Consider the following 21,376-nt stretch of genomic DNA (forward strand, 5'->3'; position numbering starts at 1 on the left):
TCATGGGGGAGGGCGGGGTGGGGTTGGGCTCCGACTACGACGGAATGGTGCCGCTTCCCCGTGGCATGAAGGATGTCACCGGGTTGCCTTTGCTCACCGAGGCGCTGTTGCGCCGTCATCCACCGTCTTGGGTGGAACGCGTCATGGGTGGAAACTTCCGTCGTTTCTTCCAGGAGACACTGGGTGGTTGACCGGCGGCGGGACGCTCGAAATATTGGCTGGTGCCCATGAACCGCTCACTTCTCGCACTCGTCCCGTTGGTTGGCTCTCTGCTCCTCGCTGGTTGTGGCCCGAGCGCGGGAGGCGACTGCGAAGGAGGCGGCTTCGTCTGTCAGGAGCGGGTGCTGGCGCTGGAGTGCCGGGGCGGCACCTGGCGTGAGTTGCCCTGCCGGGGCCCACTGGGTTGCCGTGAATCGTCGGAGGCCGTGCGGTGTGATACGTCCAACAACGTCGCGGGGGACGCCTGTGCCTCCAGCGCCGAGGGCACGGGGCTGTGCCGCGCGGACGGCCAGGCCGTGTTGGAGTGCCGCCAGGGCGTGTTGACGGAGACGGCTACCTGCTCCGCCTGCACTGTGGAAAATAGCCAGGTGACGTGCCAGCCCTGAGGTTGGTGCTGGCCGGGGTGTCAGGCCCCTCGCCTCGAATCGTGTGGTAGCCTCGGCGCGCCGCTCGCGGGACTCCGATGCGACTTCCGATTCAAGCCTTTGGAGCCTGACCCGCGGTCGCTTCACTCTTCCCCGAGCGGCGCTTCCTTTCCCAAGCCCGGGTGCCCGGGGAGGACGTGCACACGATGGCCGCACTGGCGGAAGCCCGAGTCGAGCAGGTCACCCGCGAAGACCTGGTGATGTTCGTCAACGCCTGCTTCTCCTGCACGGGGCAGCGGGAGTTCTACGGCGACGCGCGCGGCCAGTCCGTTTCCATCGAGTTCCTGCACCAGTACATCCTGGGCAACTACCGCCGGCTGTATGCACGGACGCTCGCCGCGGGCATCAACCACTTCAATCAAGCGCAGATCATCCTCAACCTGCTCGCCAGTGGCAGCCCAGCGGATGCCCGGGACAAGGCGGAGGAGGGCGCGCTCATCGCCGCCGCGCTGCGCGCCCTGCCGCCCCAGCGGGCCTTCCGTGTCCTGGAGTCCCTGCGCGGCCGGCGCATCAACAACCGCCGGGCGCGTGCGATTGCTCGGGACTACGTGCACGGTCGCGCCAACCTGGCCTTCGACGCCGTGAAGTACCGCTCCAAGCTGCGCGCCGCCGTGTCCCACGGACACCTGAAGCTGGAGGGAGAGCTGGGGCCGTTCCTCTTCCGAGGCTGGAAGAAGCGCTCCTTCACCCAGCCCTTGCTGGAGACCTTTCGCCGCGCGCACTACACCCACGAGGCCCTGTACGAGCTGCCGTACACGGTGGCGGAGGGCCTGGCGGTGAAGCACGGCATCTCCCGCGAGGTGTTCCTCCGGCGCATCGAGCCGCGCCTCACGGCGGCGGAGCGCCTGCGCCTGCAAGAATCCGCGGCGCGCGAGCGCGGGACGCCGCCCCCGGTGGACCTGGGGCGGGCATCCCTGACGAAGCTGGCGCTGTATGTCCTGGCCCTGTCGCCGGAGGTTCGCCGGGAGCGCCACGCGGAGCTGGACGCCGCGCTGGAGCAGGCCGCGGCCCGCGTCCTGCGCAGGGCCCCGTCGCCGTTGCAGCGGGTGGCCGCGATTCTGGACAACAGCTATTCGTCGTCCGGATCGCTGGAGAAGCGCCGCCGTCCTCTCGGTGTGGCACTGGCCACGCACTACCTGCTATCCGCTGCCGCCCGGGAGTACCGCGCGTGGTGGACGTGCCCGGTGGAGGAGCCGCTGCTCGTCAGTGCACGAGGTCAGACGGACATCGCCACGCCGCTGTTGGAGGCGTTGGCCTGGGGCGCCGACCTGGTGGTCATCGTCTCCGACGGCTACGACAATGACCCGCCCAAGGCGGTGGCCGAGCTGACGCGCGTGTTTCGCTCGAAGCTCGACCCGGAGCGCCACACGGCGCTGGTCCACGTCAATCCGGTGTTCGATTCGGAGGGGTATGCCCCCCGTTCTTTCGGTGCGGCCGTGCCCACGGTGGGTGTCCGGGACGCGGAGGATGTGCCCACGGTGCTGGGCTTCGCGCGCTTCGCGGAGGGGGTGGCGTTGCTCTCCGAACTGGAGGCCTACCTCGCGTCTCGCGCGGGCGCGATGTTGCAGCGGGACGCCGGGGGCCTGCAGGGCCATGACGAGGGGCGCCGTCAGGATGCGCCTCCGGTGGAGGAGGGCGAATCATGACGGACGCACGGCTCATTCAACGGCTGGAGCCTGCGGGCTTGCGGTTGGCTCCGTCACAGGTCTGGGGCGGCATCCGGTTGGTGCCAGTCTTGAGGGACGAGGTGCGTGGCGACCTCCGCATGACCTTGCGGACGTACGACGACGTGGCCGCGGTCGTCTCGGTGAAGGGGGGGCTGAAAGAGCCAGGCCTCAAGTACATCTCGTATGTTCCTCACGGCCTGGTCATGACGTGGGGAAACCGTCAGGCGGAAGCCGTCTATGGAACGCAGCTGCAAGCCGTGGACGGGAAGAGCCTGAAGGCTGGCCCCTTCTCCATCCGGCTGCTGCACCGGATGGTGCACCGTGAGGACCGCCGCCAGCTTCGGATGCTCCCGTTGCATCTGGCCATGGAGGGCTTCCTGTCCTTGCAGTTCGGCGGGCCGGAGATTGCCTGGGCCGAGTATTCACGCGAGGGCCTCTCGCGAGGCCTGGACCCTCGCTCCGAGAGCTCGGTCCCTGGGTGGGCATCGCCCATGCTGGATGGGGCGCTGCGCACCTTCGAAATCCATCCTCAGCAGGTGGGCCTGCTGCTGTTCAACGCGGACGTGTTGCTGTCGGCCTTCGTCGTCGCGCACCCGGATGACTACCGCGCGCTCCACAGGACTTTGGTGGAGGACTTCTATGGCGACCTGCTGCTCCAGTACGGATTCCTGGGGGACGCGCCCGAATTGGGGCTCACGCTGGATGACGCTCGGGTGTCCAGCTTGGAGGACTTGCGCAACGAGGTGCACCGCATGCGCCAGGACTGGGCCGACTTCCACGGTTTCATGGCCGGGAGCCTCTTCGGTGCCAGCATGTCGTCCACCCGTGTCTACAAGGCGGGCGGTTTTCTCCTCCAGCGCTTCCACACCTCGCTAGACCCGGCAGAGGAGAACCACATCGGCGAGGCCATCGTCGGTACGGATGGCTCCTTGGAGTACCTCAAGACGTATCGCTTGTCGGCGGCACAGACGCGCCGGGCGTACTTGTTGTCACAGCTTGCCCAGTGCGACTGGCATCTGGAGGACACGGCGGAGCGTCTGCGCACCACGGCCAGCGACCTGTCCCTCCGCCTGCGAAATGCCGGATTCGGCTATCTCCTCAAGGACTCCGTCCTCGAAGCCGCCCAGCGGAAGCATCGCCGCTGAGCGCTCGCGTGGCGGTGTTACTCCTCGGGCTTCGCGGGTGGCGGCGGCGGCGCATAGCCTGTGGCGGCCATCCGCTGCCCGCTGCGCTGATACATCTCCGCGGGCATGTCCTGCACGCCGGTGCCGTCAATCCATCGATTGTAAAAGTTGAAGAGCGCGCACACCGTCACGGTGTCGAAGAGGGCTTCGTCCGTCCACCCGGCGTCCTTCAAGTGAGCGATGTCCTCCCGTCCCACCTGCGCCGCACGGTGGTTGAGGGTGTCCACGAAGGCAAAGAGGGCCTTCTCGGCCTCGGAGATGGGGGCTGTCGCCACGTCCTCCAGGACCGCTTTCACCATGTCGGGATTGCCCAGCAGTTCCGCCGCGACCGCGGCGTGTGAGCCCGTTCAAAACAAGCATTGGTTGCCGCGCGACGTGTACGCGGCAATCAGCTCTCTCAGCCCGGGCGATAGCGGGGAAGGGCCCCGCATGACTTCATGGGTGAAGTGGGACAGGGCCTCGCCCAGTCGCGGCTTGTACGCGAACAGGTGCCAGATCTGCGGGACGGGAGAGCCCACCTCTCGGGCCATGCGAATCAGCCGGCCGTAGTGGCCATCGGATTCGCGGTCCTCGACATCCTTCAGATGCATGCGGTCCACGGCACCCTCGGCGGCAGCGGGCTGGAATGTCCAGCCCGCATGCTCGCATGGGCCACGGTGTGCGACCAGCCTGCACTCAGGCGCTGGGCCCCTGAAGCGACGTCAGGAAGGCATCCAGCACGGCGTTGACCCGTTCGGGCTGTTCCTGGTTGGCCAGGTGCCCCGCATTCGGAATGACCTCCAGCTTCGCTCCGGAGATAAGTCCGGCGATTTCCTTCGCCTTGGCCGGCGGGGTGAGGGCGTCGTACTCGCCCACAATGACCAGTGCCGGGCCCGCGTACCGCGCCAGCATGTCCTTGCTGTCCGGACGCAGGGCCATGCCGCGCAGCGCGGCCGCGACGCTCGCGGGGGCGGCCGCGCGCATGAGTGCCGCCACCTCCTGGGCCACCGGTGAGTCCGGTCCCGCGGCCACCATCTTGGGAAGCATGGCCTGGATGATGGGCTCCACGCCGGCCTCCAGCGCCTGTGTCGCGGAGGTCTCCCGGCGCGCCTTGCCCTCCGCGTCGTCTGCGGTGGCCTGCGTATCCATCAACACCAGCCCGCTGACGCGCCCCGCGTCCTCGCGCAGCAGGGCCATGGCGGCGTAGCCCCCCATGGACACTCCACCCACCACTGCGGTGTCCAGATTCAGCGCGTCCAGCAGCGCCAGCGCGTCACGCGCGATGCGGGACATCTCCGTGGGGCCGTCGCCCCGCGCGCTCTCCCCGAAGCCTCGAATGTCCGGGATGATGAAGCGGTAGCGCCCCGACAGCGCCTTCACCTGTTTGTCGAAGGTGCTGCCATTCAGCGGAAACGCATGCAGCAGCAGCACGGGCGTCCCCTTGCCCTCGTCTCGGTAGTGCAGGGGGACGCCATCCACGGCGACGGTCAGCATGTTTCCTCTCCTCGCGGAAATGTCAGAGCCACTCTTTGTGCCTGAACCAGAAGAGCATCCCCACCGGCAGCCCGAGAATCGACGCCCACATCAAGTACCAGGCGCCGTTCGTGTAGAGCCGGTCGAAGTTCTGCCCGAAGAAGCCGACGATGCAGGACAGCGGCAGGAAGATGGTGGCGAAGATGGTGAGCTGCTTGGAGATATCGTTCGTTTTGTTCGCCACCATGGACAGGTAGCCGTCAATCGCGTTGCCAATGATGTCGCGCCCGGTATCAATCTGCTCGTACAGGCGTACCAGATGGTCGTACACGTCACGGAAGTAGAGCGTCGTCTTCTCGTGGACATGGGGAATGCCTCTCCGGGACAGCAGGCCCACCACGTCGCGCTGGGGCGACAGCACTCGCCGGAGCGTCACCAGCATCCGCTTCAAGGCGAAGATGCGTTGCAGGTGGGACTTCTCCGGCTTCTCGAAGATGGCGACCTCCAGGTCCTCGAGCTCGTCGCTGAACGCGTCGAGGATGGGGAACTGCGCGTCCACCAGCGTGTCCGCCAGCATGTAGAAGACGAAGTCCGTCCCTCGGATGAGCGTCGCCTGCGGGTCCTCCTTCACGCGGCGCACCACGGTGTCGTGGCCCGCGAAGGGGAGCTCGTGGACGCTGATGAGCCAGTCCTTCGCCAGGAAGTAGTGGTGCTCGTGCAACGTCACCTCGCAGATGTCCTTGCCCGTGACGGTGAATCCCTGGAGGACGACGAACAGGTGGTTGGGGTATTCCTCCAGCTTGGGCCGCTGGTCCAGGTGGAGGCAGTCCTCCACGGCCAGCTTGTGCAGACCGAATTGAGCGGCCAGCCGGGCCAACACCTCCTCGGTCGGACGAAGGACGTCGATCCATTTCCGGCCTTCCTCGCCAAGCAGCTCTTCACCACCGGTGAGAAGTTGACCGTCCTTCACAAGACAGACCTGAATCATCCCGTAGCGCTCCCAAGCCAGCGGCATGGCCCGCATGCGAGTGCTAGAACTCCCCCGCGCGGAAGTCGAGCGCTAGAGTGTGACACCCGTGTCTGAAGCCGCTGAGACCCCCCAGGCCTCGCTGTCCGCGAGGCTCGAAGAAATCCTCCAGTCCCATCCGGATCCGGCGTTCGCCGGCCGCCTGCGCAAGGTGTACGTCGCCACCGCGCACGCCATCTCCCGGCTGAGCGACCTCGACCTGGTGCGGTACGAAACGCCCGTCGCGGATTCCTCGCCGGACCTCTCCTTGTGGGAAGAGATGGCGCCCGTCATCCGTGACACGGTGATGGACGTCAACGGGCTGCTGAACGTCATCCGGGAAGAGTTCCCCGTGCCGTCTCCAGGCGGCGCGAGCACGCAGGCCCCCGTCGGCATCCTCCAGGAGGCGATGAGCCAGATTGCCCAGGGCATCACCCAACTGGGCGAAGCCATGCGCAACCCGTCGGTGATGAGTGACCGGTGGACGCTGCTGGCGGAAGTTCAGCGCATCCGTGCCCGGTTCCGCGAGCAGATGAGCAACCTGGTGTTCGAGTCGGCGAGCCTCCTGGGCGAGGCAACGCGGGCCCAGGTGGTGCCGGGCTACGCGGCGGAGGTGAAGGCCGCGGTAACGGTCCGCGCCATCACCGCCGACCTGGGCCGCATCCTCACCGCGCGCCTGAAGAAGGTCCGCGATGCGGAGGCGCAGGACGTGCAGTGGAATGCCCAGCAGCTCCAGACGGAAATGGACGCCTTCGGGCGCACGGCCGCGTACCGGAATCTGCGCGCGCAGGACAAGCGGCACATCGTGGAGATGCGCGCCGAGGTTGGCCGCCTGGCCATCCTCCCGAACCCGTCCCGCGCGGAGTTGGTGACGGTGGTGGAGGCCCTGGACACCTTCGTCCAGGGCCTGTCCGCGGTGAACCAGCGACAGTTGCTCATCATCCATGACCGCGAGGTGTGGGCGTCGTGCGGCGTCCGGCTGGAGCGCGCCATGTCGCTGGTGGGCTCTGACCCCGCGGGCGCGGCCCGGGCCCTGGCCGAGGCGGCCGGCAGCGGCCAGTCCCTCTACGGCCGTGCGACGGAGCTGGACGCTTTCCTGCGCAAGGCGCGCAAACTCCAGGTGGGCCAACTCCCGCCCGACGAGCTGCGGTCCACCATCGTCGCCTTCCAGGGCCTGCTCGCCGGTCTGGACGTGATGTGATGAAGGCGCTCCTGAAGGCGCGAGTTCCGCGCCCGCTTCGCGAGGCCGACCTGTCCCGCGTGGAGGGTGTCTTCACCGACGTGGATGGAACGCTGACCACGGGCCACAAGCTGCGCTCGGACACGGTGCGGGCGCTGGAGCGCCTGTCGTCCGCGGGCCTGCGCGTGGTGCTGGTGAGTGGCCGCCCGGCGGGCTGGGGAGAGGCCTGGGCGCGGCAGCTCCCAGTGGACGGCGTCATCGTGGAAAACGGTGGCCTGTTCTTCCTGAAGGGCGCGCATGGCCGGCTGCGGAAGGTCTACGCGGAGGCGCCGGCGGAGCGGGTGGCGAACCGGCGGCGGCTCCAGTCCGAGGTGGCCCGGGTGCTCAAGCAGGTGCCCGGCGCGCGGCTGTCCATGGACAGCGCATACACGGAAGTGGACCTGGCGGTGGACTACAACGAGGAGGCCCGCCTGGGGGACGCGGGAGCGGACCGCATCGAGTCCCTGCTGGTGGCGCGAGGCGTGACGGCCGTGCGCTCGTCGGTCCACATCAACTGCTGGCTGGGCCGCTTCGACAAGCTGAGCGCCACGCGCCGCTTCGCGCGGACGGCGTGGGGCGAACGGCTGGACCCGCGTGACGGCCGTTATGTATACGCGGGGGATTCTTTCAACGACGCCCCGATGTTCGCCGCCTTTGGACTGGGCGTGGGCGTGGCCAACGTGCGGGCCGTCCTGGACCGCATCGAGGCGCCACCTGCTTTCATCACCCGGGCGCCCGAGGGGCGGGGCTTCGAGGAACTGGCTCGCGCCATCCTGGCCCGGAGGGGCCGCGGCGCGGCCCGTGAGGAGTGACACCGTGAATGTCGTGAAGCTGGAGCTGGCGCGCGGACTGGGGCGCCACCTGCGCGCGGGGCACCCGTGGGTGTTCCGCAAGGCGCTGGAGCACGTGCCGAAGATTCCGGCCGGCAGCGTGGTGGACCTGACGGAGAACGGGAAGTTCGTGGCGCGCGGGTATTACGACCCGCACTCGGCCATCGCCGTGCGTGTGCTCACGCGCGACTCGCGTGACACCGTGGATGCGGGCTTCATCACCCGGCGGGTGCGTCAGGCCCTGTCCGAGCGCACGGCCCTCATCGACCTCACCGACACGGACAGCTACCGCCTGATTCATGGCGAGGGCGATGGCCTGCCGGGCGTGGTGGTGGACCTGTACGCGGGCTGGGCGGTGATGAAGCTGTACTCCGCGGGCCTCACACCGTACCGGCCGCTCCTCATCGAGGCGCTGAAGGCTGGCGTGCCCGGGCTCAAGGGCATCATCGGCCGTGATGAGGTCGGCCGCGACGACGTCGACGAGGACGAGGGACGCGGCTCCGGGAAGATGCTCTTCGGCCACGAGGCCCCGGAGCTGATTCCCATCCGCGAGCGCGGCGCCACCTTCATGGTGGACGCCTGGAAGGGGCAGAAGACGGGCTTCTTCCTGGATCAGCGGGAGAACCGCTACCTCATCCGGCGGCTGGGCAAGGGCCGCGACGTGCTCAACTGCTTCAGCTTCAGCGGCGGCTTCTCCGTCAACGCGGCGTTGGGAGGTGCCAACAGCGTGTTCTCCGTGGATCAGGACCCGGACGCCATCGCCCTGGCCCGCGAGAACTTCACGCGCAACGGCATCGCCGCGGAGAAGCACGACTTCCTGGCGGCGGATGTCTTCAAGATCATCCAGTCCTTCAAGGACGAGGGCCGCACCTTCGACCTCATCATCCTGGACCCGCCCGCCTTCGCGAAGACGCAGCGCGCGGTGCAGGCGGCCATTGACGGGTATGCGTCCCTCAACCGGCAGGCGCTGGCCATCCTCCGGCCGGGGGGGCTGCTGGCGACGGCGTCGTGCTCGGCGCGCGTGAGCCCGGACGACTTCATGGGCGCGGTGCGCGAGGCGGGGTTCAAGGCGGGCGTTGACCTGGCGCTCGTCGAGGAGCGCTACCAGCCGCCGGACCACCCGGTGCGCTTGCAGTTCCCGGAGGGGAAGTACCTCAAGTTCTACGTGTTGCAGTCCGTGTAGCCCGCCGCCGCGAATCGCGGGCTGAAACGCAAGAGGCCACGAGGTTCATCACCTCGTGGCCTCCGCTGTTTCCCGGTAGGGAAGGGTGGCTCAGAAGTTGCCGGCGCGGCCCTCTTCGAACGGGACGCGGTGGTTCAGGTACGTCTCCGTCAGCGAGTGGGCGCCGCTGAACATGCCCTTCTCGGAGAAGTGGTGGACTTGCGCGCCCTTGCCAGCGTCGCGGAACAGGTCGCCCGGCGTCCAGCCCTTGCTGCCCTGGCCGAAGATGACAGGCACGGCGTCCTTGTTGTTGACGTAGTGCACGTAGTTGGGGCCGTCCGGGTAGGTGGTCGCCGCCGCGCCGAAGGTCTCCACGTTGACGCGGCTGAGCAGCTGCTCCACCTGCGCCTTGGACATCCCATCTTCGATGCGCAGCCGGTTGCCGACATCCTTCAGCGCGCGCGAGGTGATGAGGCCGCCGTGGCTGTAACCCATCAGGTGGATGTCACGGCCCGCCTTCAGCTCGGAGTAGACGATGTCCGACAGCGAGTCGACCGCGGGGTTCTTGCCCTTGTTCAGCTTGTCCTTCGCGGCCTGGATGACGTCGGCGAGCATTCCGGACGTGGCGTTGTGCACGCCGATGGCGCGCATGCCGGTGCTGTTCGCGAGGGCCTGCAGCTCGCGCGCCTGGCCGTCCTTGTTGGTGCTGATGCCGTTGACGTAGACGACCGTCGCCGTGGCGTTCGGGTTGTTCGCCGGAACGAAGGCGGGTACCTGGTTGAGCGGTGTATTCGGCTCGAACGTCTGGCCGCCGGCGCCCACCAGCTTGCCGTCGAAGACCTTGTCCTTGGAGCCCGCGGGCGCGGTGAAGACGCCACCCACTGCGCGCGTCTGCGCGGAGCGGCTGTCGAAGCCATCCACCACGACGCCGCGCTGAGCGGCGCCACCCGTCACGGGAGGCTGCACGGTGTTGGTGGCGGTCGAGCCACTTCCACGAACGCGGTCGGCGGTGCTGCGGGAGGTCTGCGCGATGCTGTTCCGTCCGCGCTGGATGGTGCTCATGGGGTGGGGGCTCCTGCGGAATCTGGGGGTGTTTCCGCATTGTCCTCGAATCCACGAGGAAGTTTCCTGTTGGAGAAGATTCGACGTGAAATCGTGTGTGGGTTCTTGTCGGACGACGCGTGTGCGCGGCCGCGCGAGGGGGGAGGGGTTTAAGGTGGGGGCATGGTCCAGAAAGGTCAGTTCCTCGAACGCGCGACGCTGGTGCCGGTGGGGTCGGAGGTCATGGAGGGCACCACGCACCGGGGAAGCCGGGCGCCGCCGCTGCTCGTGATTCCGCCCCGGCCGGACGAAGGGGGCGGCATGGACCACGTCATCGCGGCGGAGCTCATCTGGGCGGCGGCGAACGCGGGCTTTCCGACGCTGCGGTTCAACCACCGGGGCGTGGGGGCCAGTCAGGGCACGCGGGGGCGGGACTTGGAGCTGCTGGCGGACGCGGAGGCCGCCATGCGGATGCTGTTGGAGAACACGGGGGCCAACGCGCTGGCGGTGGCGTCACTCCACGGGGGCGCCCAGGTGGCCCTGGCGCTCCAGGCGAAGCACCCCGCCGTGGGAGGCCTGTGTCTGGTGGCCCCGGCCCTGGTGGCGCCGGAAGCCCTGTCCCGGGTGACGTGCCCGCTCCTGGTGGTACAGGGAGAGGAGGACACCCGGCTGCCCCGGGCCGCCGTATCCGCCGCTGTCGCTCGGACGGGAGGCGACTTGGAGGTCATCGACGATGCCGGACCTACCTTCCAGCGGAACCTTCCTCAGGTCGGCCGGGCTGTCGCGGCCTGGCTGCGGCGGCTCTCCGGCGGATGACCGATGTATCGCAAACCATCGTACTTCTTCACGTTTCTCCTCCTCGCCGCTCTTGCACGCAGGGAGAGGGGACATCCAGACTGTCGGTGCAGACCCAATCGTCGTGACGTTCGTTCGTAGGGGTCTTCCAGACGCGTGTTTCGTTTCTCAAGGAGTGGCCTGATGCGGAAGGTGCGATGGACCCTGGGTGGCGCGGCGCTGGCCCTGACGCTGACGGCCGCCTGTGCGTCCGCTTCTCGTGAGCAGGACACGCCTCCCCCCGCGAATCTGCGGGCGCTCGATGCGCGGGACGTGGTGGCGGGCGCCATCGTCGTGGACTTCAAGGACGGCACGACGAAGGCGGAGTTCGACGCCTGGGAGGCCGACTGGGGCGTCGACCTGGAGCTCAACTCCGTGGAGAGCGCCGACGAGGCCCTCACGGTGGCGGTGGGCGTGGACGACGTGGACGGGGTGCTCGAGCGCATCCGCCAGCACCCGGCCGTGGAGGCCGCCGAGCCGATGATGGAGGTCCGCGCCAGTTTCACGCCGAACGACCCGCACTTCGCGCAGCAGTGGAACCTGCGGATGATCGACATGCCCAAGGCCTGGGAGCGCAACCGGGGCAAGGGCGTGGTGGTGGCGGTGCTGGACACTGGCATCGCGTACGAGGACCACGGCGACTTCAAGCAGGCGCCGGACCTCAAGGGCGTGAAGTTCGTGAAGGGCTTCGACTTCGTCAACGACGACGAGCACGCCAACGACGACCACGGACACGGCACGCACGTGGCGGGCACCATCGCCCAGGCCACCAACAATGGCGAAGGCGTGGCGGGAGTGGCCTTCGAGGCGACGCTGATGCCCGTCAAGGTGCTCAACCACTTCGGTGGCGGGAACACGGCGGACATCGCGGACGCCATCCGCTTCGCGGCGGACAAGGGGGCGAACGTCATCAACCTGTCCCTGGGCGGCGGGGCGTACTCGCAGGTGATGGCCAGCGCGGTGGAGTACGCGCGCAAGAAGGGCGTCACCGTGGTGGCCGCGGCCGGCAACGGCGGGCGTGCGACGGTGGAGTTCCCCGCGGCCTACCCGGGCGCGGTGGCGGTGTCGGCCGTGGGGCCGGACGGTGTGCTGGCGCCGTACTCCTCCTACGGCAAGGAGTTGGACATCGCCGCGCCGGGCGGTGACAAGCGCCGGGGCGACCAGGGGGGCATCCTCCAGAACACCCTCGACCCGCGCGACGTCTCGCGCTTCGTCTATGCGTCCTACCAGGGCACCAGCATGGCCACGCCGCACGTCGCGGCCGTGGCGGCGATGCTCTACGCGGCCGGCGCCAAGGGACCGGACGAGGTGGAGCAGGCCCTCTACGCGGGCGCGAAGAAGTCTGCGGACCAGGCGTGGAGCGAGCAGTACGGCCACGGCCTGCTCAACGCCGAGGCGTCGCTCGCGTCGCTGCGCGGCGGCGGCTCGGCGCAGTGGCCGCCGCTGTACTGGGCGCTGGCGCTGCTGGCGTTCGTGCTGCTGACGCTGCGAGGCCGTGCGCGGCCGGGCTATCTCAACGTGCTGGTGCGGCCCGCCTTCCTCATCCCGCTGTTGCTCTCGACGGTGGGCGCCTTCTTCCTGCGCGGCTGGTTCGGGGGCGCTGAGGGGGCCGCGGGAGACGTGCTGCAGGTGGCGTCGCTGCCCCTGCCGGACTGGGAGCGCATCATCTTCGGCCGGGGCCGGACGGTGAACCCGCTGTTCTACAGCGCGCTCATCCCGCTGCTTCTGTCGTTGCCGGCCATCAAGTGGCGGGGGCTGCGGTCGGCCATGGGGGGCCTAGCCCTCGGCTTCGCGGGCTTCCTGGCCTACACGGCCTGGGCCGGAGCGCCGGCGCTGGCGTGGCTGCCCTTCGCGTTCCTCGCCAAGCCCTGGCTGGGCTTCAACACCGTCATCTGCCTCGTCATCGCCCGCGCGATGCTCCAGAAGGAGGACGCATGAAGCTCACTGGCCGCGTCGTCTTCCGTGACATCGAAACGGGCGTCTGGGTGCTGGAGGGAGACGACGGCACCACGTACCAACTCGCTGGCGGGGACCGGAAGCTGAAGAAGGACGGTCAGCGCATCGAAGCCGAAGGCAGCGTGGACGGGGACACACTCACCAGCGCCATGGTGGGTCCCATCTTCCACGTCAGCACGTACCGCTTCGTCTGAAGCGGCACGGCGCGGGTCAGGGCTTCAGCCCTGGCCCGGTTTGGATGCGGTGCGCGCGAATCTGCCGCTCCCGCTCCTCGTAGTAGGCCTCCATGGGCAGCTCCCCTCGGCGCGCCGAGGCGCGGAGCGCGCTCAACGCCTTGCGCTCCGCATGCAGCGCGGGGGCCTGGGGGGACTCCAGCGTCGGCAGCGGGTGCTGCGCGTCGTAGAAGTTGAGGGCCAACCCTCGCGAGTCCACGGCCACCAGCAGGCCCAGTGACACCGTGGCCCCTGCCACCCAGGGAAGCAGCAGTCGCACCAGGGAAGGCGTGGGGCCGGGCTCCTGGGCCTCCTCGTCGCTGGCGCGTGCGCCGGGACCCCAGACGCCAGGCTGCCGCCGTGCGTAGGAGAGCAGGGCACTCATGGCCGCCCAGCCCGCCGCAGCGAGCACGAGCACCAGGCGGGGGTCTGTCGCTTCAGACGTCGCTTCGGAGGCATCCGTGCCCAGTGCCTTGGCGGACAGGAAGAGCACCGAGGACACCAGGTTGTTGGCCGCGTGGGCGCCAATGGCGGGCCACAGCGAGCCGGTGCGCAGGTAGAGCCACCCGAAGAGCAGGCCCAGTTCCGTGCGAGCCAGGAAGCCCACTGGGTCCAGGTGGAAGGCGCTGAACACCACGGCGGAGATGACCAGGGGCGCGGTGGTGGGCGCGGGTGCCGGTGGGGTGAGTCCTCGCTGGAAGATGCCGCGGAAGAAGAACTCCTCGCAGAAGGGCGCGGCCACCGTCACACCCGTGAGGATGATGGCCAGCTCCAGCGGCGTCTGATCCGCGAACAGCTTCGAGCTGTCGAACATCCGCGTCAGCCACTCCGGCGCCACCGACTGGGCCAGGAACTGGATGGGGACCACCACCGCGAAGAAGTTCGCCACGCCCAGGAGGAAGCCGAAGACGGTGGCCGCTCGCGGCGCTGGCAGCAGCCCCGTGTAGAGGACAGGGCGCCAGCCCGCGTTGCGCAGCATCACCCAGCCCAGGCCCAGGAACACGACCAGCTCGGTGAACCAGATGCCGAAGGCTGGGTTCGCGAGCTGGACGGTGCCGCCCACGAGGATGAACGCGCCGAGTGCAAACGCGGCGCTCACCACCGCGAGCCATTTGGGGCTCGTGCTGATGCGGGTGCCAGAGGGCGGCCCCGGTGGAGGGGGCACAACGTCGCTGGGGGTGGCGTCTTCCAACGGGCTTTCTCCTACCAGAGGCTCAACGCCTTCGAACTCGTCACCGGCGAGGACAGCTCAGCCGCGCTTCAGGTACCCACGGATGTCGTCCACGAGCTGTGTGCGGGCCTGCTGCTCGGTGGCGGCGGGGCCCAGCGTCAGCTTCTTGTCGGCCTCGATGAGCAGCTTCTGGTCCAGGAGGAACGCCACCGCGTTCTCCAGCGTCACCTTGGCCAGTGACTCGGAGGCGGTGATGCGGCCGGCGTGGTACTCCGCGCGGCCCGTTTCCAGGGCCATCTTCACGAAGGCCTTCCGGTCCTCTGCGGCACCGGTGGCCACGTCCTGGAGCGTCAGGGCCGCCAGCAGGTAGGCCTCCAGGTAGTCGCGCAGCATGTCGGCCAGGAACTCCAGGTCCGGGCGCGCGTGGGCCTCGGGGGCCACGCGGAGCATCTCGTTCTCCTCGAGCACCAGGCCCATGCGCTCCAGCCGCTCCACCGTCTCCGCGAAGATGGAGTCGAACGTGGTGCCCACCCGGTAGATGAACTCCACCTTGAAGAGGCGGGACAGGAACAGCGCGCGCTCCTTCACGGTGTCGTAGGGCGCGGTGCTGCCGCTGGCCAGCATGGCGTTGGCCACGAGGCTCCGGGAGGCCACCAGGTTCATCAGCGTGTTCTTGTAGAAGGACAGCTCCGGGCGGCGTGCCTCCTCTACCTGGTAGATGACCTCGCCACGCGCTTCCTGGGTGCGCACCATCTCGTCGGAGATGAACGTGCGCATGGCGTCCTGGATGGGGCCCATCGTCTCCGGGTTGCTGGGGGCGTTGCGCATCTCCACCGACTGCGGCGAGCCCTCCTCCACGGCGATGCGGCGCAGGATGTTGATGCGGTCCGCCATCTCCCGCTGCGTCAGGCCGCGGCGCCGGTGCGAGAGCAGGGCAGTGCTGACCAGCGCGTGCGGCGTCACCGTGGACACCTTGCTGATGCCGTACATCACCCGGTTGCCCAGCGCGCGGACGAGCCCCTTCTTCTGCTCGTCCGACACCGGTTCGTCCGGGTTGATGCCACGCGCCTGCATGAACGCGCGCAGGGAGATGGGCTCATCGAAGCCCAGGTGGATGCGGCCGTACCGCGCCGCCAGCACCTTGGGCGTGCTCAAGAGCGCCTTGAGGTCCTCGGGCTTCTTCTCTCCGCCAGCCAGCTCCTTCGAGTAGCTGCTGGACTCGACGACCTTCTCGTAGTCGATGGCCACCGGCACGAAGATGAGGTCATCGCGCGCGCCCTCCAGCACGGACTCCACCTGCCAGGTGAACATGCCCAGCTTGGGCAACAGCAGCTTGCCCGTGCGCGAACGGCCGCCTTCCGGGAAGAACTCCTGGTGGATGCCGTCGTGCACCAGCTTGCGCACGTAGGCCTTGAAGGACGCGGCGTAGACCTTGTCGCCCTTGAAGGAGCGCCGGAGGAAGAACGCGCCACAGCGGCGGAAGAACGTGCCCAGGGGCCAGAAGGAGAGGTTGGCGCCCGCGGCCACCAGGGGCACCGCGTAGCCCCGGTTCCACAGCACCCAGCTCATCACCAGGTAGTCGACGTGGCTCTTGTGGCTGGGGCACAGGACGATGGGCGCGTGGCTCGCGGCCTTGAGCGCGCGGTGGAGCCCGGCCTCGTCCACGTGCATGCCGTCGTAGATGCGGTTGAACACCCACTCCAGCACGGGGGAGGTGAACGCCAGTGCGGTGGGGCTGGGCTTGGCGGCAATGGCCTCCAGGTTGCGGCGAGCCTCGCGCAGGACGCTCTCCGGCTTGCGCCCGGATTCCGCCGCGCACTCCTCCACGACCTTGCGCAGGGACCTGTCGCGCAGCGTCTCCTCGATGACGCGCGAGGCGGGCTTCACCGGCGGACCGAACACGGCCCGCGTTTCCCGCGCGAGGTGGACGTGGAGACTGCTACGCGCCTTGCGGGCGAGCAGTTCGTCCGAGTCGCGAGGGTTCTCCGCGACGAAGCGCTGCAGGTCGATGGGCTCGCCCACGCGGAACTGCGCGCGCTTGTAGTTGCGGAAGAAGGCCAGCATCGAGTGCAGGAATCCCGGTGCCTCGGGGCTGCCGAACACCACGTCCACCCAGTTGGGCTTCAGGCGCGCGGGGCGCTTCTCCCAGACGAACAACTCCGGCACCAGGTACACGGGCTTGTCGGACTGGCGGGCCATGGCCACCAGGGCGGGGAAGGGGTCCTCGCGCGTCTCCTTCCCTGACGGACGGAGCAGGGCGGTGCGGCGCAGGAAGACCAGACCGCTGCCCCCCGTCTGCCGGGCGTGCTCGAAGCGCTGCGTGAAGTCACCGCTCTGTTTCGCTTGTCGCCAGGGTCTGGTGAACCATGGCCGCAGGTTCACCACGGCGCGCACGGGCGGCAGCGCCCGGCGCACCATGGCCCACGTCAGGTAGAGGAAGTTCACCCAGGCGGTGGTGCGCATGACGTGCACCACGAAGCCCTTGGCGTGCAGGTTCCGGAGCTCTGTTTCCGCTTCCGGCGGGAAGTGCACGCTCTCCAGGTAGCGCGTTCCCAGCGCCCGGCCCATGGGGCCGAATTCGTCCTTCAGCGAGGACGCTCCCTGATTCGCAGTCGGTGACAGCGCGGTCTCCAAGAATGCTCCCAGCTACATGTTGTCGGGCGTGGGAATGCCCAGCAGCGTCAATCCCGCGGCCAGAGTAACCCGGGCGGCGTCGATGAGGGCGAGTCGCGCGGAACGCAGCGCGTCATTGCCTTCGACGTTGATGCGCTTGTCTCGTTCCTGGTTGCCCAGCGTGTAGTAGCGGCTGAGCGCCGAGGCCACGTCGAGCAGCAGTCTCGCCACGAGGCTGGGCTCGTACTGCTCCGCCGCGTCGCGGACCACCTCGGGCAGGCGCATGATTTCGCGCAGCAGGGCCTGCTCCTCGGGGAGCGTCAGCAGGGCCGCGTCGTAGCTGGCCGGCGCGCCACCGCCCTTGCGCAGCACGTTGACGGCGCGCGCGTGGGCGTACTGGAGATAGGGGCCGGTGTGGCCCTCGAAGCTGAGCACCTCGTCCCAGTCGAAGGTGTAGTCGCTGGCACGCTTGTGCTTGAGGTCGCCGAAGGCAATGGCGCCCAGGGCGATCTGCTCGGAGAGGGCGTCCGCGTCATCCGTCTGGATGCGGCCGGCCTCCACATTCTCCCGCACCTTGACGGAGACGCGCTCGCGCGCCTCGTCCAGCACGTCGTTGAGCTGAACCACCTGGCCCTTGCGCGTGCTCATGCCGTGGATGCGGCCGAACGCGACGTGGACGGTGCGGTCCGCCCAGGGCAGGTCCATTTCCTTCAGCGTGCGGAACACCTGCCGGAAGTGCAGCGCCTGGTCCTGCGCGACGACGTAGAGCGACTTGTCGAACTGGAAGCGCTCGTACCTGTCTTGCGCGGCGGCCAGGTCACGCGTGGCGTACAGCGTGCTGCCGTCGTTCTTCTTCAGCAGGATGGGCGGCTCGTTCTCCGCGTAGGGCAGGTCGACGATGAGCGCGCCCTGCGACTCCTTCACGCCGGGCTTCTTCGCAATCTGGTCGATGACCGCGTCCATCTTCCCCTGGTAGCGGCTCTCTCCCTCGATGTGCTCGAACTCGATGCCCATCCGCGCGTAGATCTTCTTGAAGCCCTTGATGCTGGTGTCCCGGAACTGGTTCCAGAGCTTGAGGGCCTCGGCGTCACCGGCCTCCATGCGGCGGAAGAATGCGCGGGCCTTCTCGTCGAACTCGGGCTCGGCCTCGGCGCGCTTGTTGGCCTTGACGTACACCTCCACCAGGTGGCCCATGTCGTCGATGCGGGCCGGGTCGCCGTACTCCTGGAAGCCCACGGCCACCAGGCCGAACTGTTTGCCCCAGTCGCCCAGGTAGTTGATGCCTTCCACCCGCCAGCCCAGCGCCCGGTAGATGTTGGCGATGCAGTGGCCGAGGAACGTCGTGCGGATGTGGTGGAAGCCAATGGGCTTGGCGATGTTCGGCGACGAGTAGTCGATGGCCACCGTCTTGCCGCGGCCCGCGTCCTCGTCACCGCCGTAGCGGATGCCCGCGCCTCGCGCGGCGTCGATGACCTCCGCCGTGAAGGGCAGGGTGGGGAAGCGCGCGTTGACGTACGGACCCACGGCCTTGATTTCCAGCCCGGGGACGCTGAGCGACTGCGCCAGTCCGGCGGCGATGGCGGGTGGGGCCTTCTTCTGGGCCTTGGCGAGAGGGAAGGTGGCGAAGCTGAGGTCGCCGTGCGCCGGCTCGGCGGGCTTGACCTGGGCTTCGATGTCGGCGGCCGGCACGCCCAGGGCAGTAGCAAGGGCCTGGGCGAAGGCGGCGCGGTAACGGGAGTAGACGGATGTGCTCATGGGACCGCGGGGATACTAGACAAACCGAGGTGGCTTCCGGCCACCTCTTGTTCGCGCCCGCGGCGAATCCCCCATTCAAGGCACGGCGGGGGCTCGCCGGCTGGGCCGGACCACCGCAGAGACGGTGTCCAGCAGCTTGGGCAGGTTGAGGGGCTTTTCGAAGAAGCCGTCGATGCGCTCCAGCCCCTGGCCCGAGGTGAGTGACGCCACCTCGGTGGCTCCGGAGATGATGTACACGACGATGTCCGCCAGCGACTCGTTGCCACGGATGTAGCGGAGCACCGACTGCCCGTCCTCTTCGCTCAGCCGCAGGTCGAGCAGGACCATGGCTGGCCGGATGTGGGAGAGGATGGACCGTGCCTCGGATGCGCCCGAGGTGGCCATCACCCGGTAGCCCTCCTGCTCCAGCACCTGCTGCAGCACCTCGCGGCAGTCGGCGTCGTCCTCCACCAGCAGGATGCCGCCGCTCTTGGGCGCCGCCTGGGCCATCTCCGGCGCGCTGACGGCGCCGGCGAACATGGGGAGCACCATCTGGAACGTGCTGCCCTCGCCCAGGACGCTGGTGCTCTCCATGCGTCCGCCGTGGAGGGCGACAATCTTCCCCACCAGGGGCAACCCGAGCCCCGCACCAGGCGGCCGGGGCATGCCCGGGGTGGCGCGGTAGAAGGCGTCGAAGACGTGCTCCAGGGCCTCGCTGGACATGCCCGGACCGCTGTCCTTCACGGTCAGCATCGCCAGGCCGTCCTCGGAGGAGACGCGCACCTCGACGGTGTCGTCCGCCTCGCTGTGGTGGATGCCGTTCTCCACGAGGTTGTGGATGGCCTCGGCGATGCGCTCGCGGTCGCCGCGGACGAACACCTCGGGGCAGGGGGGAATCACCACGCGCACCTTGCAGTGCTCCGCGAGCGCCCCCAGGGAGCGCACCACTTCCTCCGCCACGGCCTTGAGGCCGAAGGGACGCTGGTTGAGCTGCATCTTCCCGGACTGGAGCCGGGACATGAGCAGCAAGTCGTTCACCATGCGCAGCATCCGGTCCGAGTTCCGGTCGCAGATCTGCACCGCGCGGCGCTGGGCATCCGTGAGGGGCCCCAGCTTCTCGCGGCCCATCATCGCCAGGTAGGACTTGATGGTGGTGAGCGGGTTCTTCAGGTCGTGCGAGACGTTGCCCAGCAGCTCCTCGCGGTTCTGTTCCAGGCTCTTGAGGCCAGCGATGGCCGTCTGCAGGTCCTTGTTGCGGCGGGCGCTGTCGTCACGAAGGCGCGCCACCTCGTAGGCGGCGGTGAGCTGCGCGGCCAGTGACTGCAACAGCGTGTCGGACGGCTCGCGCCGGGAGCCCAGCACCACCAGGACGCCACCGACGCCCTGCGGGCCCTCGAGTGGCACGGCGACCGTGTCCCCATCACGCAGCAGCGCCTTCTGGGAGAAGGCCCGGCCCACCACGCCCTCACCGGGGACGGCGGCGGTGACGCGGTCGTCGTAACGGCCTCGCACGTGCTCGACGTGGAGCTGCTCCCGGGATGGGAAGTAGCGCGCCACGTAGCAGACCTTCGGCTTGAGGAGCGTGTGGATGGTCTGCAGGTGGGAGCGGAGCGCTTCGGTGGGCCCCGCGTTGTCCGTCAGGTGCCGCGACATCTCCAGCAGGGCGCGGTGAGCAACATCCGCATCCACCGAGGGGAGCGGCTTCGCGGGCCGCTTCGGAGTCTTCTTGGCCGCCTTCGCAACCGGACGCAGCGGTACGACTTCCGCCAGCGTCCCCTTCTTCTTTGAGCGCACGGGGTGAATCCTTGCTCAAGTTCCGCGCGCATGTGAACGGCCTCTGCCTTCCGAGGCCTTCCGGAGGACAGTGGCCGTGTCGGCTGGCCGACAGCCGGGGCTCAGGCCCGGCGCTGGATGCGCTGGTCGTTGCCCAGGGCGTAGGGCTCCACCAGCAGCGGCGCCACCTTCTCCTGGTAGCCCTCCACGGAGAAGCCACCTTCCGCCAGCGCGCTGAGTACGGACGTCTGCACCCGGCGAGCCGTCTCGTCGGCGGTGAGCAGCTTCAGCATGGGCTCGCGCGCCGGCTCGTACTTGAAGACACCCAGCGCCTTGAGCGCGGCGATCTTCACGTCGTCCGACATGTCCTCCAGGAAGGGCACCACCGCGGGGGGGATGCGGGGGTCCTGGCTGCCGGCCACGTGGTGCAGCAGCACCACCTTCTTCTCCGGGTTGCGCGTGTAGTGGGCGGACAGGTGCTGGAGCGCGCTCACGCAGGCGGTGATGGTCTCCTCCTCGGAGGTCAGCTCACCGAGCAGCCGCAGGGCCCACGAGGCGGCCTGCTCGCTGGTGCGCAGGAACTCCAGGATGGGCGGCACGGCCACATCCTTGCCGAAGCTCTTCACCAGCTCGAACGTGTGCTCCTTCTCATCCGCGTCCGTGGTGAGCGGGTCCACGGTGATGGTGAAGCGGCTGAGCAGCACGGACACGGCCTCGGGGACCTTCATCTCCCCCAGCTGCTGGATGGCCTTCTGCCGGGTCGCGGGGTCTCCGTACTTCTGGGTGACCTTGGGCTTGAGCTTGAGGGCTTTCTCGGGGCCCGAGCCGCCCGTGAAGATGTCTAAGAGGCCCATGTGCGCGTGTGCTCCGTATGGTTC

At 68.5% G+C, this 21,376-nt stretch carries 20 protein-coding genes; 10 read left to right on the forward strand and 10 right to left on the reverse strand.

The genetic code is table 11. From position 1 onward, the window contains the following. The 4 genes from F8M74_RS33575 to F8M74_RS33590 all read left to right on the forward strand — a co-directional run. Window positions 1–191 (forward strand): membrane dipeptidase (locus tag F8M74_RS33575; protein WP_171410465.1); only part of this gene is annotated, 191 nt, incomplete at its 5' end. A gap of 36 nt (window positions 192–227) precedes the next feature. Further along, entirely contained in the window at window positions 228–605 is a 378-nt protein-coding gene (locus F8M74_RS33580; protein WP_216620615.1) for a hypothetical protein, read from the forward strand. A gap of 185 nt (window positions 606–790) precedes the next feature. After that, a complete protein-coding gene (locus F8M74_RS33585) occupies window positions 791–2,290 on the forward strand; it encodes a hypothetical protein (RefSeq protein ID WP_141257567.1) in 1,500 nt (499 codons plus the stop codon). Beyond that, a complete protein-coding gene (locus tag F8M74_RS33590) occupies window positions 2,287–3,456 on the forward strand; it encodes a hypothetical protein (protein WP_141257566.1) in 1,170 nt (389 codons plus the stop codon). The genes F8M74_RS33585 and F8M74_RS33590 overlap by 4 nt, the downstream gene beginning before the upstream one ends. Window positions 3,457–3,473: 17 nt before the next feature. On the opposite strand, the gene F8M74_RS33595 is transcribed toward F8M74_RS33590, so the two are convergent. From F8M74_RS33595 to F8M74_RS33610, 4 genes are all read right to left on the reverse strand, one after another. Beyond that, entirely contained in the window at window positions 3,474–3,794 is a 321-nt protein-coding gene (locus F8M74_RS33595) for a carboxymuconolactone decarboxylase family protein (protein WP_216620616.1), read from the reverse strand. A gap of 48 nt (window positions 3,795–3,842) precedes the next feature. After that, window positions 3,843–4,085 carry a peroxidase gene (locus F8M74_RS33600; protein WP_216620618.1) on the reverse strand — a complete coding sequence of 81 codons (243 nt, stop codon included), beginning with the start codon at window positions 4,083–4,085 and terminating at the stop codon, window positions 3,843–3,845. Between the two features lie 85 nt (window positions 4,086–4,170). Beyond that, complete coding sequence (locus tag F8M74_RS33605; RefSeq protein WP_141257564.1) at window positions 4,171–4,968, reverse strand: alpha/beta fold hydrolase; 798 nt, start codon at window positions 4,966–4,968, stop codon at window positions 4,171–4,173. 22 nt (window positions 4,969–4,990) lie between these two features. Further along, window positions 4,991–5,971: a magnesium transporter CorA family protein gene (locus tag F8M74_RS33610; RefSeq protein WP_141257563.1), complete on the reverse strand. Its 981-nt coding sequence runs from the start codon at window positions 5,969–5,971 to the stop codon at window positions 4,991–4,993. Window positions 5,972–6,014: 43 nt separating this feature from the next. On the opposite strand from F8M74_RS33610, the gene F8M74_RS33615 reads away from it, so the two are divergent. From F8M74_RS33615 to F8M74_RS33625, 3 genes are read left to right on the forward strand one after another with little or no spacing between them, the layout of a single operon-like run. Further along, window positions 6,015–7,154: a hypothetical protein gene (locus F8M74_RS33615; RefSeq protein WP_141257562.1), complete on the forward strand. Its 1,140-nt coding sequence runs from the start codon at window positions 6,015–6,017 to the stop codon at window positions 7,152–7,154. Next, window positions 7,154–7,984 (forward strand): HAD-IIB family hydrolase, encoded by an 831-nt coding sequence (locus F8M74_RS33620; protein WP_171410466.1) that lies wholly within the window; start codon window positions 7,154–7,156, stop codon window positions 7,982–7,984. The genes F8M74_RS33615 and F8M74_RS33620 overlap by 1 nt, the downstream gene beginning before the upstream one ends. A 4-nt stretch (window positions 7,985–7,988) precedes the next feature. Then, the gene (locus F8M74_RS33625; protein WP_141257560.1) at window positions 7,989–9,185 is read left to right on the forward strand and encodes a class I SAM-dependent rRNA methyltransferase; all 1,197 of its coding nucleotides are present in this window, start codon (window positions 7,989–7,991) and stop codon (window positions 9,183–9,185) included. 90 nt (window positions 9,186–9,275) lie between these two features. Here F8M74_RS33625 and F8M74_RS33630 read toward each other — a convergent pair whose 3' ends face one another. Further along, a complete protein-coding gene (locus F8M74_RS33630; protein WP_011553328.1) occupies window positions 9,276–10,226 on the reverse strand; it encodes a hypothetical protein in 951 nt (316 codons plus the stop codon). A 162-nt stretch (window positions 10,227–10,388) separates the two neighbouring features. Here F8M74_RS33630 and F8M74_RS33635 point away from each other — a divergent pair, with 162 nt between their 5' ends. The 3 genes from F8M74_RS33635 to F8M74_RS33645 all read left to right on the forward strand — a co-directional run bounded on the left by F8M74_RS33635 (window position 10,389) and on the right by F8M74_RS33645 (window position 13,189). Continuing rightward, window positions 10,389–11,021, forward strand: coding sequence for an alpha/beta hydrolase (locus F8M74_RS33635; RefSeq protein ID WP_141257559.1), 633 nt, complete (start codon window positions 10,389–10,391; stop codon window positions 11,019–11,021). Between the two features lie 162 nt (window positions 11,022–11,183). Beyond that, the gene (locus F8M74_RS33640; protein ID WP_141257558.1) at window positions 11,184–12,977 is read left to right on the forward strand and encodes a S8 family serine peptidase; all 1,794 of its coding nucleotides are present in this window, start codon (window positions 11,184–11,186) and stop codon (window positions 12,975–12,977) included. Next, window positions 12,974–13,189 carry a DUF5818 domain-containing protein gene (locus F8M74_RS33645; RefSeq protein ID WP_140798334.1) on the forward strand — a complete coding sequence of 72 codons (216 nt, stop codon included), beginning with the start codon at window positions 12,974–12,976 and terminating at the stop codon, window positions 13,187–13,189. The genes F8M74_RS33640 and F8M74_RS33645 overlap by 4 nt, the downstream gene beginning before the upstream one ends. A gap of 16 nt (window positions 13,190–13,205) precedes the next feature. On the opposite strand, the gene F8M74_RS33650 is transcribed toward F8M74_RS33645, so the two are convergent. From F8M74_RS33650 to F8M74_RS33670, 5 genes are all read right to left on the reverse strand, one after another. Beyond that, window positions 13,206–14,399: a type II CAAX endopeptidase family protein gene (locus tag F8M74_RS33650; RefSeq protein WP_216620617.1), complete on the reverse strand. Its 1,194-nt coding sequence runs from the start codon at window positions 14,397–14,399 to the stop codon at window positions 13,206–13,208. 57 nt (window positions 14,400–14,456) lie between these two features. Then, on the reverse strand, window positions 14,457–17,012 hold the full coding sequence (locus tag F8M74_RS33655; protein ID WP_141257557.1) for a 1-acyl-sn-glycerol-3-phosphate acyltransferase: 2,556 nt from the start codon (window positions 17,010–17,012) through the stop codon (window positions 14,457–14,459). 12 nt (window positions 17,013–17,024) lie between these two features. Further along, window positions 17,025–18,746, reverse strand: coding sequence for an arginine--tRNA ligase (gene argS, locus F8M74_RS33660; protein ID WP_141257556.1), 1,722 nt, complete (start codon window positions 18,744–18,746; stop codon window positions 17,025–17,027). A gap of 75 nt (window positions 18,747–18,821) precedes the next feature. Next, window positions 18,822–20,519 carry a hybrid sensor histidine kinase/response regulator gene (locus F8M74_RS33665; RefSeq protein WP_141257555.1) on the reverse strand — a complete coding sequence of 566 codons (1,698 nt, stop codon included), beginning with the start codon at window positions 20,517–20,519 and terminating at the stop codon, window positions 18,822–18,824. Window positions 20,520–20,620: 101 nt separating this feature from the next. Beyond that, window positions 20,621–21,352, reverse strand: a complete 732-nt coding sequence (locus F8M74_RS33670; protein WP_141257554.1) for a HEAT repeat domain-containing protein — start codon at window positions 21,350–21,352, stop codon at window positions 20,621–20,623. Window positions 21,353–21,376: the final 24 nt, after the last annotated feature.

Source organism: Myxococcus sp. CA023 (assembly GCF_010998615.1).
Lineage (GTDB): Bacteria > Myxococcota > Myxococcia > Myxococcales > Myxococcaceae > Myxococcus.